The organism is Paraburkholderia tagetis (assembly GCF_022213065.1).
GTDB classification, from domain to species: domain Bacteria; phylum Pseudomonadota; class Gammaproteobacteria; order Burkholderiales; family Burkholderiaceae; genus Paraburkholderia; species Paraburkholderia tagetis.
In genome coordinates this window covers 553477-568018 of the sequence record NZ_JAKLJA010000001.1, presented here as the reverse complement: position 1 = coordinate 568018, position 14542 = coordinate 553477, and the positions used below count along the sequence as shown (strand labels likewise).

The 14542-nt window shown below is 61.0% G+C and carries 21 protein-coding genes; 14 read left to right on the top strand and 7 right to left on the bottom strand.

Going from position 1 to position 14542, the window contains the following annotated elements:
* Positions 1-2 precede the first annotated feature (2 nt).
* From L5014_RS02425 to L5014_RS02400, 6 genes are read left to right on the top strand one after another with little or no spacing between them, the layout of a single operon-like run.
* The gene (locus tag L5014_RS02425) at positions 3-1421 is read left to right on the top strand and encodes a phiTE_015 family protein (RefSeq protein WP_238461976.1); all 1419 of its coding nucleotides are present in this window, start codon (positions 3-5) and stop codon (positions 1419-1421) included.
* Positions 1411-1701, top strand: coding sequence for a hypothetical protein (locus tag L5014_RS02420; protein WP_238461975.1), 291 nt, complete (start codon positions 1411-1413; stop codon positions 1699-1701). Before L5014_RS02425 ends, L5014_RS02420 begins: the two co-directional genes overlap by 11 nt.
* Positions 1698-2792 (top strand): phage Gp37/Gp68 family protein, encoded by a 1095-nt coding sequence (locus tag L5014_RS02415; protein ID WP_238461974.1) that lies wholly within the window; start codon positions 1698-1700, stop codon positions 2790-2792. Before L5014_RS02420 ends, L5014_RS02415 begins: the two co-directional genes overlap by 4 nt.
* Positions 2789-3220: an ASCH domain-containing protein gene (locus tag L5014_RS02410; protein ID WP_238461973.1), complete on the top strand. Its 432-nt coding sequence runs from the start codon at positions 2789-2791 to the stop codon at positions 3218-3220. Before L5014_RS02415 ends, L5014_RS02410 begins: the two co-directional genes overlap by 4 nt.
* Positions 3208-3741: a DUF1643 domain-containing protein gene (locus L5014_RS02405; RefSeq protein ID WP_238461972.1), complete on the top strand. Its 534-nt coding sequence runs from the start codon at positions 3208-3210 to the stop codon at positions 3739-3741. Before L5014_RS02410 ends, L5014_RS02405 begins: the two co-directional genes overlap by 13 nt.
* A gap of 54 nt (positions 3742-3795) precedes the next feature.
* Positions 3796-4005, top strand: coding sequence for a helix-turn-helix transcriptional regulator (locus L5014_RS02400; protein WP_238461971.1), 210 nt, complete (start codon positions 3796-3798; stop codon positions 4003-4005).
* 155 nt (positions 4006-4160) lie between these two features.
* Here L5014_RS02400 and oxlT read toward each other — a convergent pair whose 3' ends face one another.
* The 3 genes from oxlT to L5014_RS02385 all read right to left on the bottom strand — a co-directional run bounded on the left by oxlT (position 4161) and on the right by L5014_RS02385 (position 7815).
* The gene (oxlT, locus tag L5014_RS02395; protein ID WP_238461970.1) at positions 4161-5453 is read right to left on the bottom strand and encodes an oxalate/formate MFS antiporter; all 1293 of its coding nucleotides are present in this window, start codon (positions 5451-5453) and stop codon (positions 4161-4163) included.
* Between the two features lie 155 nt (positions 5454-5608).
* On the bottom strand, positions 5609-6601 hold the full coding sequence (locus L5014_RS02390) for a YncE family protein (RefSeq protein WP_238461969.1): 993 nt from the start codon (positions 6599-6601) through the stop codon (positions 5609-5611).
* 65 nt (positions 6602-6666) lie between these two features.
* Entirely contained in the window at positions 6667-7815 is a 1149-nt protein-coding gene (locus tag L5014_RS02385; RefSeq protein WP_238461968.1) for a porin, read from the bottom strand.
* Positions 7816-8636: 821 nt separating this feature from the next.
* On the opposite strand from L5014_RS02385, the gene L5014_RS02380 reads away from it, so the two are divergent.
* The 5 genes from L5014_RS02380 to L5014_RS02360 all read left to right on the top strand — a co-directional run bounded on the left by L5014_RS02380 (position 8637) and on the right by L5014_RS02360 (position 11765).
* Complete coding sequence (locus L5014_RS02380; RefSeq protein ID WP_238461967.1) at positions 8637-9299, top strand: response regulator; 663 nt, start codon at positions 8637-8639, stop codon at positions 9297-9299.
* Positions 9300-9347: 48 nt separating this feature from the next.
* Complete coding sequence (locus L5014_RS02375; protein ID WP_238461966.1) at positions 9348-10007, top strand: response regulator transcription factor; 660 nt, start codon at positions 9348-9350, stop codon at positions 10005-10007.
* 234 nt (positions 10008-10241) lie between these two features.
* On the top strand, positions 10242-10505 hold the full coding sequence (locus L5014_RS02370; RefSeq protein WP_238461965.1) for a hypothetical protein: 264 nt from the start codon (positions 10242-10244) through the stop codon (positions 10503-10505).
* Positions 10506-10594: 89 nt separating this feature from the next.
* The gene (locus tag L5014_RS02365; RefSeq protein ID WP_238461964.1) at positions 10595-11212 is read left to right on the top strand and encodes a J domain-containing protein; all 618 of its coding nucleotides are present in this window, start codon (positions 10595-10597) and stop codon (positions 11210-11212) included.
* A gap of 175 nt (positions 11213-11387) precedes the next feature.
* Complete coding sequence (locus L5014_RS02360) at positions 11388-11765, top strand: hypothetical protein (RefSeq protein WP_238461963.1); 378 nt, start codon at positions 11388-11390, stop codon at positions 11763-11765.
* Between the two features lie 69 nt (positions 11766-11834).
* On the opposite strand, the gene L5014_RS02355 is transcribed toward L5014_RS02360, so the two are convergent.
* Positions 11835-12128 (bottom strand): GYD domain-containing protein, encoded by a 294-nt coding sequence (locus L5014_RS02355; protein WP_238462136.1) that lies wholly within the window; start codon positions 12126-12128, stop codon positions 11835-11837.
* 50 nt (positions 12129-12178) lie between these two features.
* Complete coding sequence (locus L5014_RS02350) at positions 12179-12259, bottom strand: BBE domain-containing protein (protein ID WP_238462135.1); 81 nt, start codon at positions 12257-12259, stop codon at positions 12179-12181.
* Positions 12260-12522: 263 nt separating this feature from the next.
* On the opposite strand from L5014_RS02350, the gene L5014_RS02345 reads away from it, so the two are divergent.
* Positions 12523-12735, top strand: a complete 213-nt coding sequence (locus L5014_RS02345; protein WP_238461962.1) for a DUF1059 domain-containing protein — start codon at positions 12523-12525, stop codon at positions 12733-12735.
* Between the two features lie 19 nt (positions 12736-12754).
* Here L5014_RS02345 and L5014_RS02340 read toward each other — a convergent pair whose 3' ends face one another.
* A complete protein-coding gene (locus tag L5014_RS02340; RefSeq protein WP_238461961.1) occupies positions 12755-13156 on the bottom strand; it encodes a hypothetical protein in 402 nt (133 codons plus the stop codon).
* A gap of 31 nt (positions 13157-13187) precedes the next feature.
* Between L5014_RS02340 and L5014_RS02335 the strand changes: the two genes are divergently transcribed.
* Positions 13188-13391, top strand: coding sequence for a hypothetical protein (locus L5014_RS02335; protein ID WP_238461960.1), 204 nt, complete (start codon positions 13188-13190; stop codon positions 13389-13391).
* Between the two features lie 71 nt (positions 13392-13462).
* Here L5014_RS02335 and L5014_RS02330 read toward each other — a convergent pair whose 3' ends face one another.
* Positions 13463-13972, bottom strand: coding sequence for a DUF1269 domain-containing protein (locus tag L5014_RS02330; RefSeq protein ID WP_238461959.1), 510 nt, complete (start codon positions 13970-13972; stop codon positions 13463-13465).
* A 192-nt stretch (positions 13973-14164) separates the two neighbouring features.
* Here L5014_RS02330 and L5014_RS02325 point away from each other — a divergent pair, with 192 nt between their 5' ends.
* Positions 14165-14491: a hypothetical protein gene (locus L5014_RS02325; RefSeq protein WP_238461958.1), complete on the top strand. Its 327-nt coding sequence runs from the start codon at positions 14165-14167 to the stop codon at positions 14489-14491.
* The last annotated feature ends 51 nt before the right edge of the window (positions 14492-14542 follow it).

The following is a 14542-nucleotide window of genomic DNA, read 5'->3' as shown; positions in this document are numbered from 1 at the left end:
AAATGATGGAATACCACCGAGAGCAGTTCGAGCAGTACGCCGCGCAGCTGGGCAAAAAGGATTTCGAGCTCGACGAGTTCGGCAACTACCGGAACCCATTCATTCAAGAGCCGTGGGACTACTGGCGCGCGTCGCGTGATGCGCTCGCCGCTCTCGCCCCTTCCGATGCAGCACAAGCGCTGCTGACCAGTGAGGCGCGCTCGCACCTGCTGGACGCTGCCAAGCTGATCGAGAAGCATCACCCGGCCTGCGGCTACGCGGCGCGCGCGATCCACACCGTTCTCGCCGCCCCCGTCGCAGCGCAAGCGCCGCTGACGGATGAGCGCGCGGCTATTCGCGCACTTCAACGCCTCGAAAATGCGTGCCAAAGCCGCGCCGCACTCCTCACATCCGAAGCGTATCTCGCGGCAGAGACCATTCCCGGCATGCGAGAAGCACTCTACGAACTGGACGATGCACGCAAAGAAGCGAACCAGGTGCTCCGCGCCGCTCCCTTCGCAGCGCAAGCGCCGAAGCTGATCGGTGACGGAGCAAATACGCCGTGGCGCGTAGTGAACCATCCGCAAGCCGGTGGCGGATTGGCTTTTCATCGTCCGTTTGTTCTTCAGCGGGAAGAGACCGGCTGCACCGTTTGCTACGCGCCTGACGGCCGTCTTAAACGATGGAAATCAGAAACGGAGGCGCAGCGCGTCTGCAATCGCTTGAATACCGGGCTCCTTGCCGCCCCCTTCGCCCCTGCTGTGGCAGCGCCGTTTCAGCAGCGCGTGCAGCCATGGATGCTTGAATGCTTCGGCGCCGAGATCGCGGCTGACCGCATGGAGCGCAATCACCGCTTCTTCGAAGAGGCGACCGAGCTCGTGCAGGCCTGCGGCATGTCCGCGAGCGAAGCGCATCAACTGGTCGACTACACGTTCGGGCGTCCGGTTGGCGAGCCTTTACAGGAGGTGGGCGGGGTGATGGTGACGCTGGCCGCGCTGTGCCTCGCGAACGGCTTGGATATGCACGCCGCCGGTGAGACTGAGCTCGCGCGCATCAGCGTGTCCGAGACGGTCGCTAAGATCCGCGCGAAGCAGGCCGCGAAGCCGAAACACTCGCCGCTGCCCAAGGCGATCGCGAAGCTCGACGAGCGCATGAGCGATGCCGCACATGATGTGCTCGCCGAGCGTGCACGGCAGGTCAGCGTGGAAGGCTGGACGGCCGCGCATGACGAAAAGTACCGCGACCACGAAATGTCCTGCGCTGCAGGGTGCTATGCCATGTACACGCTCGCGTACCCCGCTGGCGATCCGCCGCCGGCATGGCCGTGGGCCACTGATTGGTGGAAGCCGACGACGCATCGCCGAAACCTCATCAAAGCCGGCGCGCTGATCCTCGCCGAGATCGAACGCATCGACCGCGCTGGAGCCAGTGATGCAGTTTGACATGTTCGCGGAGGCGCCTGTCGAAGCCCCTGTTGCGACGGTTGGCCAGACGCACGCAGACCGTATCGCTGCCCTCCCTGAAGTCCTGCGCCCCAGATGCGACCCCGCGGCGCCGATGCCAACGAAGCAGCCCGAGCTTGACGCCTGGACGCGCGAGACGCAGCGCATCTACCTGCTGTACCTAGTCGGCGCAATCAAATGCATCACATATCGCGAGTCGAGCCTCGCGAATATCCGGTACGTGCTGCTGAAACTGAACGGATTGGGAGGTGAGTGGTGAGCGAGAACAGCAAAATCGAATGGACCGATCACACGTTCAATCCGTGGGAAGGATGCCAGAAGGTCGGGCCCGGCTGCGACCACTGCTACGCTGAAACGCGCAACGCGCGCTTCAGCGGCGGCGCGGCGGTCAACTGGGGGCCCGGTGCGCCCCGGCGCCGCACGTCGGCGCCCAACTGGCGTAAGCCACTTCAGTGGAACGCCCAATGGTTCTTCGAGTGCCGTGCATGCCGTTGGCGCGGCGCGCGACCGGCGAATGTCAATGACGTGCCAGCATGCCCGAACAGGCATTGCGCATCGTTCGATCTCGTGCGCGCGCGACCGCGCGTGTTCTGTTCGTCGCTCGCCGACGTGTTCGACAATGCTGTACCAGACGAGTGGCGCGCTGACCTGTTCGAGCTGATCTGGAAAACCCCGAATCTCGATTGGCTGTTGCTCACGAAACGGATCGGCAACGCCAGTCAGATGATCTCGCGCGCGCTCGAACTCTCTGGACGCGGCATCAATACGCCGTGGCCGTGGTCGAACGTATGGCTCGGCGCGACGATCGTCAATCAGGAGGAAGCGGATCGGGACATTCCGAAGCTGCTCTGCACTCCGGCGCGTGTTCACTTTCTCAGCATGGAGCCATTGCTTGGTCCTGTGAACCTTCCGGAGGTATTTCTTAAGCCTCTGCACTTCGATGGTCGCGACCATCACTATCCCGACAATGCCGGCATGATCGACTGGGTGATCGTCGGCGGCGAGAGTGGGGCCGGCGCGCGGCCGATGCATCCAACGTGGCCACGCGCTCTCCGCGACCAGTGCGCTGCTGCTGGCGTGCCGTTCCTCTACAAGCAGTGGGGCGAATGGACCGACGAGGATTGGGGCGAGCGTGCGGGCCTGCGCGATACTGCCGGCGTATTGCCCAACGGAGATTTTCTGCTCGCAACCGAAGGCTATGTGCCGCCGTTTGACGACGGCGCACGGCTTGCGGCAGCAGGAAACGTGCGACTTGATGGCCGCATGCTCATGGATCGCGTGGGCAAGAAAAACGCGGGACGCGTTCTCGACGGCCGCACGCACGACGAATTCCCGCGAGGTGCGGCATGAAGGCCCTATCCATTCGCCAGCCTTGGGCTTGGCTCATCGCCAACGGATACAAGGACATCGAGAACCGGACGTGGCCGACGAAGTTTCGCGGGCGCGTGCTAATTCACGCCAGCAAGGGTATGACGCGTGCTGAGTATGAGGATGTCGAAGACTTCCTTGATGATTTCACGCAGATCACACTTCCCGCATTCGATGTGATTGAGCGCGGCGGCATCGTAGGCGTGGCGACCATTACGCATTGCGCGCCTTCAGATATGCGTGCGTCGCTGTGGCATATGGAAGGCCAGTTCGGCTTCCAGATTGCCGACGCCAAGCCGCTGCCATTTGTCGCGTGCAAAGGCGCGCTCGGGTTCTTCGACGTGCCGAAGGAGATCGCCGCGCACCTACTCGCGCTGCATGGCCCGAAGGAGGCAGCGTGCAATACCTGACCGAAAACGATCTCGCCGGCGAGCGCGGCTGCATCCTGAGCGACTGCGGCGCGTACCGCTATCGCCTTTGGCGTGAATGGGACCGCACGCTGCCGACGCTCGCCTTCCTGATGCTCAACCCCAGCACTGCTGACCACCTGACCGACGACGCGACGATTACTCGCTGCATGTCGCGCGCGGTCGCGGGCAAGTTCGGCCGCCTGGACGTCGTGAACCTGTTCCCGTTGCGTGCGACCGATCCCGACGAGCTGCTGAAGCACCCGGATCCCATCGGCCCGAAGGGCGGTGGCATCAGTGCCGATGGTGCGATTCTCGACGCGATCGAACGCGCGGACACGGTGATTTGCGCGTGGGGTGCGCACGCTGCCGCCGCGGACCGCGCTGCCGCCGTCATGGACCTGATCCGGATGATCGGCTGGCGTAACCGTCTGATGCACCTTGGCCTGAACAAGGATGGCAGCCCCAAACACCCGCTTTACATCGCCGCGAGCACGCGGCCGAAGCTGTACGAACCGAATTGACTGAAAACGCCGCCGCGCTCGTCGCAATCCATGAAAAATCGAGGACCCAGCACAATGAGCACCGTTCTCCCGAAACTCCACACCATTAACGCCACGGCGGCCGCGCTCGGCGTATCGCGCCCCACCATCTACCGGCTTGCCCGCGAAGGGAAGCTGGCCAGGGTCCAGATCGGGGAGAATTCGTCCCGGATCACTGACGAGAGCATCCGTGCGTTTGTGGTAGCCAGGATGGTAGCTACGGGCCAAAATGGCGGGAAGGAATAGCCGCAAACCTGCGCCAGACAAGGATCGCCCGCTAGCGACGACTTAAGGAAAGGTTAACGGCTGACGGGCGCCAGGCAATCGCGGTAGAAAACACCGCGTCGCCGGGCGCCCCAAGGGTGCTGGAATATTCGCCAGCGCGTAGCTGGCGGTGCCGCTTATTGAGTCTGGAGGACCGGAGCAACTCCTTCATCCATGCCTGCGAACCAGCGCTTGCGCATGGGTGCGAGAATGAACTTGGCCGACACGCCCGCGACGATCGACACCACGGCGGAGCCGATCAGCACGTGCTCCCACGATCCACCCGCAGCCATCAGCGACGCGATCGGAACGAGCAACGACGCCGTGCCCTTGGCGGTATAAAGCGTGCCAGCATTCGACGACGCGTATTTGCTGCCAAACGTATCCGCACAGATCGCGGGGAAGATCGAGTAAATCTCACCCCAGCACAGGAAGATCATCGGCGCAAAGATCAGGAATGCATAGGGATCGTGGCCGTAGGCATTCATCCCGAGCAATGCGAGCCCTTCGCCAATGAACACGATCAGCATGGTGTTCTCGCGGCCGATCTTGTCGGAGAGGAGACCACAGAGGGGACGCGTCAGCCCGTTGAGCAGATTGTCGATCGACAGCGCCAGCGTAAGCAGGGGCAATGTCGCACCGAAGAATTGCACGGGAAGTTTCGCGAAGCCGAACGATTTCGCAATCGGGCCGAGCTGCGCGGTGGCGATCAGGCCGCCGGCCGCCACGAGCACGAATAGCAGATAGATCATCCAGAAGAGCGGCTTTCTGACCATCTGGCCCGGCGTGTAGTCGACCTTGCTCGTCACGACGCGCGCGACCGGCTTGATGCCCGGACCCGGATTCGGGCGAATCAACAAGATGCTCAGGATAAAGATCGCGATGCCCTGAATGATGGCGAACACGAAGAACGTTTGCCGATACCCCGAATTGTGAATCATGTTCGCGATCGGAATGACCGTCAGCGCGGCGCCGGCGCCAAAGCCCGCAGCGGTCAGGCCGGCGGCGAGCCCGCGGCGGTCCGGGAACCACTTGAGCGCGTTGCCGACGCAGGTGCCGTACACGCAGCCCGCGCCGAGGCCCGCAATGACCGAGGCGAAGTAGAGCACGGGCAGCGTGGTGGCTACCGAATCGATCACCCAGCTAAGCGCGACGAATACCGCGCCAGCCATGACGACGGGGCGCGGGCCGAAGCGGTCGACCAGCCAGCCCTCGACCGGCACGAGCCAGGTTTCGACCAGAATGAAGATGGAGAATGCCGTTTGAACTTCGGCGGCGCTCCAGGAATTCTGCGTTTTCATCGGGACAACGAAGAGTGTCCACGCATATTGCAGATTGGCGACGAGTGCCATACAGGCAATGCCGATGAACAATTGAGTCCACCGGTTTCCCAACAGGGGCTTGCCTGCTGGCGAGGCAGCGGATGACATGACGACTTCTCCCACAAATTAAAGGTCGGGTGACGGCGCACGTGGAGGCGATCTTCCGCGATCCTGCGCGCCGCACCGTGTTTCATGCAGCGTAGGCACCGTCCGGGTGAAGCAGAAAGTCATGCCGCTGCGCCACCCGAAACCGGCGTGCGATATCAGGACTTCTGCTCGTACACTCCAACCTTGTTGCTTTCGTTGAGATAGACGTAGACGCGATGGGTTGCCGTGTCGACTGTCAGCGTGTGAACCTTGGGCTCGGTCTGGATGTGATCGACGATCTGGTTCGTGTCCAGGTCGACCACTTCGAGGTTGCCGGTTTTGTCGCCGATAAACGCGCGGCGCTTGTCGGTGTCGATGGCCGTCTGGTCGACGGCGCCCGCGACGCCGATGGTCGTGACGAGCTTGCCCGTTGCCGGGTCCACCACGAGCATCTTCTTGTCGCTGGTGCCGAAGATCAGGTGATGCGTTTTGCTGTCGTAGACACCGCCCTTGGCCGCGCCCTTCACGCCGAAGTCCCACACCGCCTCGATCTCATGGGTATTCGGATTGATCACGTCGATCTTGCCGCCAACGGGCTGATACAGGCGGTCGGTAGCGGCGACGTAAAGCGCGACGTCCGGTCCGTCCTTGTCGTCTTCGGGCTTCAGCTTGAACGTCGTGGTGAGTTTGTACGGCGCTTTCGGCTCAAAAACGGCTTCGTTGTTGCTGTCGTCGTTGGCGAGCAGGATGGCGCCTGTCTTCGTGTCGACATTCACGCCGTCGGGGGTCTTGCCGCCGCTGTCGACAGCGGCGATGCGGTCGAACGAGTGCTTGTCATAGACGATCAGCTTGCCCGTGGTCGCATCCGTGACGTAGGCATGGTTCGCGTCGAAATCGATGCCGTTGCCGGAATCGACACCCGTGAGCGTCTTCTTGATCGCCATGGTCTTCGCATCGATCACGACCACATTGTGATTGGGCGACTGGGCCAGCCAGACCGCATGGGTGTCCTTGTCGTAGGTGACCCAGTCGCCGTGACCGCCCTTGGCTCCGGGCAGATCGATCGTCTTGACGAGCTGGTACTGCGACGCTTGAGCGTAGGTCGCGACGGCGCACAACCCCATTGCGGCGAGACTGAGCGTCAACGCCTTGTGCCTGAAAAATGCCATGTTGCCTCCAAAAGGAAATGAACGCGTTTTTTTTACTGGGTTTGATCGACTACGTGAATCCAACATCAGAACTTGTGCGTGATGCCGATGATCGCCACGACCTGCGAGCGCGTGCTCGAACTCGCGGCAAGATCGCCCACCGTGCCGCCTGCCGCGACGATGGCGGAGCCGTCTTCGCTGAACGTCGTGCCGCTCGCGTGGGAATACGCGACGTCCGCATAGAAGCTCGTGCGCTTGCTCACCGAGTAAGTTGCGTTCACACCGAAGTTGTTGTAATTGGCCGAAGACGCGCCGCTCGAGTGCGTGTACACATAATTGAGCGCGCCGGACAGCGCCGGGGTGAACTGATACTGAAGCGCCGCGCCGCCAACGTTGTATGTCTCGGTGCGGTTGAATGCGCCGTAGTTCGTGTATGGCTTGTACTGCGCGTTGCTGTAACGGATATTGGCGGTCAGGCTGCCGATGACATACTGCGCCGCGGCCTGGACGATCTGCCGTGAGCCGAACATGGGCGTCGCGCCGAAGAGCGGAACGACCGAGTTATCCTGGTTAAGGTCCGCTGCGCCGGTGCCGTTCACATCGTTCTTCGTGAACAGATAGCCGGTGGCGATCGTCAATCCGCCGTTGTTGTACGACGCGGCCGCACCGTACGAGTGGCCGCCGGTGGTATTGCCGGCGATGCCGCCAACCCCGTACATCAGTTCATACTGGAAGCCGGCGTAGGTCGGGCTCGCGTACTTGATGGAGCTATTGATCCACGCCGAGTTGTCGTTGTTGTCGACGTCACCTGGGGTGGTGAAAGCCGGTCCTGCAAAGCTGTCGCCGGTAATCGGCTGAATCAGATCGACCGTTGGATCGAACTGTCGTCCCATCGTCAGCGTGCCGTAGGCTTCGCCGGAGAGGCCGACCGTCGCCTGGTGCGCAAAAATGCGATTGTTCGACAGCGTTCCGTGTGTGATGTCGAATGAGCTCTCCAGAGTAAAGACAGCATTCAGACCGCCGCCGAGGTCCTCCTTGCCTTTGAGGCCCCAATACGACGATCCGTTGTCGGCGTTCTGCATCGCCACGAGGGAATGGCCGCCCGTGTTGTTGTAGTAGGCCGCCGCTTCGTCGATCGACCCGTACAGCGTGACGCTGCTCTGTGCATGCGCTGCGGCCGACGCGGAGACGATCAGTACTCCGATGAAAATTTCACGATACCTGAAGTTGCTCACAACATCTCCTTGCATTAGTAGTAGTTTATGGTGCGAATTTCTGAAGCAGAATTCGGTGCGAAGTTTGATGCATGGGAACGCATGGAAGTGCTCCAGCTCCAACGTTCCGCTGCCACATCGGCGGTCGGATTTGGCGTTGCGTTGAACCCGGCTCGCCGGGGACTACGCAGTGGGCATCAACTGTTCCGGAACGAACTTTGACGGCGCGCCCAGCTTAAGGACAATCGAATAATTTTATGCGGACGATAAAAGAGAGCTTATGGCTGTAAGCCATTTAAATGATGGAGGGTTATGATCCGGATGCTGCGCCGCCGTCTTCCTCGGGAGCCTATAACCAGGTCGCGTACCGGAGAGGGCCGTGTGGAGAGGCTGACGCCCGTTCTTGACGATTGCTGCGGGCGGCGCGCAGCGCGGAGTTTCATGCGATCTTCATAAAGGAAAACGTAAAGAGACAAGAGAGGTATCGGCACAAGGATTTGCCGGAGCGGGCCGCTGGCCAGGGAATTCACTAGGCGCTTGTCCGCCTTAAAAAATTCCGCAAACCTTAAGCTGTTGCAAATCGGTCGCGGTGGATACGAGCGTTAATGGTCCCTTAAGGTTTGCGGCACTAGCCTTTTCCGTTTGTGTCCGGGGTTCGCAGTGCACTAGCCTCGTTGATCGCAGCCATTTGAAGCGGGTGTTCACGACGACAGCAACGCGCTACTCGATTGTGTGGCGGTTGTTTTGTGAGACGCTTTTCTCAACACATTCAATTAATGCGCCGGAAACAACGTGCGTATCGAAATCATTGGCAGGCAATGAAATGAAATACGGGGAACACCATGCGCATATTGCTCGTGGGAGATGACGCGTCGACAGACGGTGAATTGCAGCGCGAATTGCACAAGGAGGGCTTCGCCGTCGACTGGGCGGAGCACGGGGAGTCGGCCATGCTGGCGCTTGGAACGACTTCGTATGGCCTGGTGCTGCTCGACATCGGCCGCTCCGGAAAGGACGGGCTCATGCTGCTCGCGAGGCTGCGGCAGCGAAACGATGCGACGCCCGTGATCGTGATTACCGCTCGCGATGCTGTTCCGGATGGGGTCGCGGGTCTCGACGGCGGCGCCGACGATTACCTCGTCAAGCCGTTTGCGCTCGACGAGTTGCTGGCCCGTATTCGCGTGGTGAACCGGCACCAGGCGGGGCGCGTGCAACCGTTGCTGCAAGTCGGCGCGCTGCGGCTCGACCCTGCGCAACACCGCTTATGGTTGCGCGACCAGGAGGTGCCCGTGACGACGCGTGAGTTCGCGTTGTTGCAGGAGCTCATGCGCGACCCGGCAATCGTCGTCACGCGCTCGCAGCTCGAGGAGCGCCTGTACGGGTGGAACGAGGAGATCGAAAGTAACGCCATCCAGGTACATGTCCACAATCTGCGCCGAAAGCTGGGAAGCGACGCCATCCATAACGTGCGAGGCGTGGGCTATCGCATCGGGACGCTCGCATAGCTCGACGACTGGTGCAGGGGCAAACCATCTGAATGACTGGAGACCAACGTGCGGGTGCTACTGGTTCAAGATGACGATTCAATCGCACTGCAGATCGTTTCAATGATGCATCTCATGGGACATGACGTCGACTGGGCGAGCAGTGCATACGAAGCCGAACTGAGTTTGCAATCGCAATCGCACGATCTCGTGCTTCTCGACTTCGGGGGCGCCCGCCTGGACTCGTTCGATCTCTTGCGACGCTATCGCAAGCGCGGAGGGCACGCGGCTGTCGTTGCCCTGATCCCTCAAGGTCTATTGGCGAGCCCCATGGTCGTGCTGGACACCGGCGTCGACGATTACCTCATGAAGCCGTTCGAGCTGGAGGATCTGCGGGCCCGGGTTCGCCTTTCGATGCGGCGTCCGCACCGCGTTCAAGGCAGGGTGGCGCTCGGGAATTTGTCGGTGAATTCGCTCGATAGTTCGGTATTGCTCGATGGCTTGCCAGTTTCATTGAGGCCCAGCGAATACCGTATTTTGATTGCGCTGGTCAACGAGCCCACGCGGGTATTCACGCGCTCGGAGCTGGCATTGCACCTCGATGGGCACCCGCGCGCGGCGCTGGGTAACGCCGTGGATGTGGTCGTCCACGGCTTGCGGCGCAAGCTGGGCGCAGAGAAGGTCGTGACGGTGAGAGGCGTTGGCTACCGGTTGTGCCAAAGCGCGTGAGCGCGGAGGCCATGTCCAGATTGGGTGCCGGAAGGGGCGGCGAGCGGCAAATCGGCAAACGTATGAAGTATGAATTTTTTCCACCGTACAAACCGTGCTCCGCGCGATGGCAACTTTGGCCGAACAATGGCAATGTGTCGGCAAGAGCGGTCATGATCCGTATCGTTCGATCGGTTTCATCATGTCACCGTGCCAGCATATTTGCGTTGCGCGCGCCGCGCCGAGGAGATGAACATGGCTGCCCACGACTTTGCCGAGTTTTCCTGGGATGAACAGGCAGACGTCAAGGCGATACTTCTAAGCCGGGGGTTCGAACTCGGCGAATTCAAGATCACGGATAAAGACGACGATTCGGCGGGCGACGGGAAGGCGGTCATCCGGCAGGTTTCGGTTACACGTATCGTCAACGGCAAGACGGAGATCTACGACACCGACCATTTCGCCCCGTGGATCACGGATTTCGACGAGGCGCTCCAGGCCGGGAAATTCGACGACTGAGATTGCAACGTTCACAATTGGCCGCCGGCTCCGTTGGGAGCATGCCGCATGCTACGATCGCCATGACTCCACTTCAATCTATGTGAGCCATGGCGACGTTGTATGACTTGCTGAACGTCCACGCAGACGCGAGCGACGCGGAAATCAAGCGCGCCTACCGGCGGGCCGCGATGAAAGTACATCCAGATCGCAATGTGGGGCGCGAAGCGTCCGCGCATGCGCAGTTCCAGGAACTCAAGGAAGCATACGCGATCCTTTCCGATCCGGAGCAGCGCCGCGTCTACGACGCGGTGTACGCCGAGGAGACGGAACGTCTCGCACGGGAGCGGGACGAGGAAGCGGCGCGCGTGCAGGCGGCTCGCGACGCGGAGTATGCGCGGCACGTGGCTGTCGCAATGCGCTTTGCCGAGCAGGGCCACAATCGCGATGTCGTGTTCGGCGTGTTGCTCGGGCACGATTGCGAACCTCAACTGGCCGGGCGTATTGCCGATGGCGCGCACGCGCTGCATCTGTCGCGCCAGGCGAGCACATCGCCGCACGAGCAAGGTGAGGAGGCTATGTCTCGCGATGCGGGGCAGGCGCAAGAGGGAAGGCCGCGATCCGCTCCGGAGCGCGCGCATGGCGACGAGCCTCGTGCGAGCGCCGAGCGCACCCCTGTAGACTTCTTCAGCGCAGTCTGGCGCGGGATGTTTGGCCTGCATTCTTGAACGCCCGGATGCGCGTGTCACCGAGTTCCGTGCTTGATCGTATTGATGATCGAGTTGATCGTGCCGATACCGGAGCCTCGTTTGCCCTCCAGTCTTTCATGCCAGGCATGCGCGCTGCGCACGTTTCCGGTGCAATATAGACGTGCGGCAAGCGTGGAAGACGAGGGAGCCAGACATGGAAAACACCGCCAGGCTGGAGTTGTTTTGCCGGTTATTCCTTGGGCTTTTCGTAGGCTTCTTTTGCGTGACCGCCGCTCTTTTCGTGCGTTACAAGACGGTGACTCACCCTCAGCAAGTCACCGCCGTGCAGTCTGAAGGCGCGTCGCAAACCCCGTCGGCAAGCGCCTTGGCCAGGCCGTTCGTACCCGCGTCCCGATCGCAACGTGCAACGCCGTCACTGCAACCTGAGGAAAGGATACTCATCACGTCATCCACCTCCACGTTCGTCACGTTCATTGCGGCCGCCGTGGCGAATTTCATGAGCTGGAGGGCGCGCAAGCGCAGGCGGCAAGCAAACAGAAGCGGCGCGCCTCCCACGAGTCGCTCGGTCTGAAGAACATAATGGTCGCATCGGTCGCATTGGCCGCATTACCTGCTCATACATGGCATTACCGGGTGCGCGTCAAGAAAGCTTGCCGAGCATCGCACTGAATTCGTCCTTGTTGAAGGCACGCAGCGTTTGCGTGCGGATATTGCCAGCGGAGCCGAGTGCGAGCCCGAATGCCATGAAACCCGCCTCGTCGGCGGCTTCGACGATCGTGACAATATCGTATTGACCCAGCGTCCAGTAAATCTGCTTCATCTCGCAGCCGAAGGTCTTGGCCATTTCAGCGGTTTGACTGGCACGCTGTGCGCTGTTTTTGACCGTGCGGATCCCTTGATCCGTGAATTCCGCGAGTACCACATAAGTCGGCATGACGTTTCTCCTTACCACGGTTTGCCCAAGCGGCTCACGCTCCATGATCCCTACGCACCGGCGACGGGACGGATGTTCTGGTTACGGCTGAAGAGATTGTGCGGGTCGTAGCGGGTCTTGAGCGCAACGATGCACGTTTCGTGAGAGGGCGGGGTTGTATTCAGATTTCGGCTAATTCAAATGATTAGCAAACCTGAATAGATATGAATAATATCCGGCCGAGTCCGGCGCAGCGCGCATTGTGAATGCCGCTTTGCGAATGCCGCATTGAGAATGTGGCGTGCGTCGTTTCTTCGATATTCTAGCAAGCCGAATGCGGGGAACCTAAAATTTGTTTGCATGCTTCGGCGTGGGCCGCGAACATGCATTTAATTGACTAACGAGGAGTCTCGTCATGACTCGAATGTACATTGACTGCAGGGAGTTTCCCAGCGAAATGAACTGCACGGTGGCCATCTCCGCAGATTCGGAAAAGGAGTTGCTCGAGGCCGCCGTGCAGCACGCGGTAACGATTCATCGGCACGCCGATACGCCGGAATTGCGCACGCAACTCGCCACGCTATTCCACGAGGGCACACCGCCCGCGGATGCTCCGCGGACGGCATGAAGCATCTAAGTGCGGTAAATTATCCGAACAAACGCAGCCATGCCGTGCGAATCCGGCGCGCACGGTTCTCGAGCAGCCAGGACGCCGCGAGTGCGAACAACCCCGACATGAGGCCTGTGAGGAGGTGCTCGAGAACGGGAATGCGATAGTGGCTCGTGTGAGACCAGGCGTCGCCTAACGCAGTCAGGCAGCCGACGACCAGTGCATTGCCATATCGATTCGCGTACAGCTTCGACGCCGGCGTGAAGGTCAGCAGCACGGCCAGCACGCCGGTGAGCAATCCGGTCCTGAATGCGATTGCCCAGTGGGCAAGACTCATGAGGTTGCCCCAGCTTCCCGGCATGCAGGTCATGCATGCGCTGGTTGGCTGCCAGAAGCGCTGGATAAACAGCTTGATGCGGTGTTGCCATTCGCTTCTCATGGCGTACTCTTGGTTCTTTAACGGAGGTCACATGAAGACTGACAACAAGGGCGACGTGCTCGCATTCGTGCATACGGCCGAGCACACCGGCGGCTGGGTGTGGGTCATTTCGCTGGTCGACTTTGCCGCGCGAGACGTGCGCCGCGTATTCGTATCCGATGAAACCTACGTCAATCAACGCGCGGCGAAAGACGCGGGAGATGCACGTCTCGAAGCGATGTCTCGCGACCAGTAGTTGTGCTGGCTGGTTGTGCTGACTCGTTGTGCTGACTCGTTGTGCCGACTCGTTGTGCCGACTCGTGGCGTTCACGGGAAAATCGGCGTGGTCGGCTCGGCGCCCTCCGGGTCGGCTCTTGGTACATGTTTTGCAACCGTCTGCGCAATTTCGTCCTCGCGCGCGGCGGGCACATCGGCCATGATCAGGAACTGCCCGTTGCGAATGGCATCGCGAAAGCGCTGGAGCCGGGCGTTGGGTTCGTCCACGCCAATCATGGCGGCTGTCCACGCGCCAAAGCCCGCGCCCGCCAACGTCAACGCCACCACCGCGCCGCCCCCGATGACGAGTTCCGCGGGCGGAAAGACCAGTGCCGCGAGACCCAGAATGGCGCCGGCCGCGCCGCCCAGCGCCACGCCGCGTTCGAGCGCATGCACGACGTCGCTGCTTTGCAGCAATGAGGCGCCAGGTAATTCATCGAGCTGGACGGTGTGGTTCGCGAGAACGTGCAGATGCCGCCATGTGACCCGGGCCAGCAGCAGGTCGTCCACGACGGCCTTGGCCGTGGGTATATCAGGTGCCAGGAAATAGAGGCGTCTCATGTTGGCTCCCCTTTGATCGAGCGGTTTTCGCCGCAGGGTAGTTGTTGATGGTACGCCTGCTGCAGCGAAATGGAGCGTCATTCTTTCATTGAGCGCACTAATGGAATGCACATGTCCGCGCGCAACGGCATCGTGGCCGTGTAGGATAGAAACCGCAGTGCCGTGCAGTACCAATCAGCGCAGGTGCCCCCTATGAACTCAACTATTCGCGAATCTCACGACACCGATGCCGAGGCATTGGCCACCCTGGTCGAATATCTCGAGCTGCTGCTCGACAAGGGGAAGAGCCTGATTCTGGTTCGAAGCCACGCGGAGAGTAGCGACGTATTCCTCGGCGACGCGAGCGAGCCCGAGGAGTGGACACGGCACGGCAAGATTCGCAACGCCATGGCGAGCGCGGTGTTGGCGCTGACCCGCTCGGGGTTCAACGAGCTCACCATTGGCGGGCAGACTTACCGCTTCGTGCGGGCGTTCACCGAAGTCGCCAATCAGGGCGCCGTGGTTTTTAGTGCGGCGTAGCGCACGCACAAGCACAAGCGGCAGCACCAGCAACGCAGTTACAAGCAACGC

Bases quoted from the DNA above. Each gene is read 5' to 3' on its own strand.
- L5014_RS02425 (WP_238461976.1), top strand. From the start codon at position 3: ATGATGGAATACCACCGAGAGCAGTTCGAGCAGTACGCCGCGCAGCTG.
- L5014_RS02420 (WP_238461975.1), top strand. From the start codon at position 1,411: ATGCAGTTTGACATGTTCGCGGAGGCGCCTGTCGAAGCCCCTGTTGCG.
- L5014_RS02410 (WP_238461973.1), top strand. From the start codon at position 2,789: ATGAAGGCCCTATCCATTCGCCAGCCTTGGGCTTGGCTCATCGCCAAC.
- L5014_RS02400 (WP_238461971.1), top strand. From the start codon at position 3,796: ATGAGCACCGTTCTCCCGAAACTCCACACCATTAACGCCACGGCGGCC.
- oxlT (WP_238461970.1), bottom strand. From the start codon at position 5,453: ATGTCATCCGCTGCCTCGCCAGCAGGCAAGCCCCTGTTGGGAAACCGG.
- L5014_RS02390 (WP_238461969.1), bottom strand. From the start codon at position 6,601: ATGGCATTTTTCAGGCACAAGGCGTTGACGCTCAGTCTCGCCGCAATG.
- L5014_RS02380 (WP_238461967.1), top strand. From the start codon at position 8,637: ATGCGCATATTGCTCGTGGGAGATGACGCGTCGACAGACGGTGAATTG.
- L5014_RS02370 (WP_238461965.1), top strand. From the start codon at position 10,242: ATGGCTGCCCACGACTTTGCCGAGTTTTCCTGGGATGAACAGGCAGAC.
- L5014_RS02365 (WP_238461964.1), top strand. From the start codon at position 10,595: ATGGCGACGTTGTATGACTTGCTGAACGTCCACGCAGACGCGAGCGAC.
- L5014_RS02360 (WP_238461963.1), top strand. From the start codon at position 11,388: ATGGAAAACACCGCCAGGCTGGAGTTGTTTTGCCGGTTATTCCTTGGG.
- L5014_RS02355 (WP_238462136.1), bottom strand. From the start codon at position 12,128: ATGCCGACTTATGTGGTACTCGCGGAATTCACGGATCAAGGGATCCGC.
- L5014_RS02345 (WP_238461962.1), top strand. From the start codon at position 12,523: ATGACTCGAATGTACATTGACTGCAGGGAGTTTCCCAGCGAAATGAAC.
- L5014_RS02340 (WP_238461961.1), bottom strand. From the start codon at position 13,156: ATGAGAAGCGAATGGCAACACCGCATCAAGCTGTTTATCCAGCGCTTC.
- L5014_RS02335 (WP_238461960.1), top strand. From the start codon at position 13,188: ATGAAGACTGACAACAAGGGCGACGTGCTCGCATTCGTGCATACGGCC.
- L5014_RS02330 (WP_238461959.1), bottom strand. From the start codon at position 13,972: ATGAGACGCCTCTATTTCCTGGCACCTGATATACCCACGGCCAAGGCC.
- L5014_RS02325 (WP_238461958.1), top strand. From the start codon at position 14,165: ATGAACTCAACTATTCGCGAATCTCACGACACCGATGCCGAGGCATTG.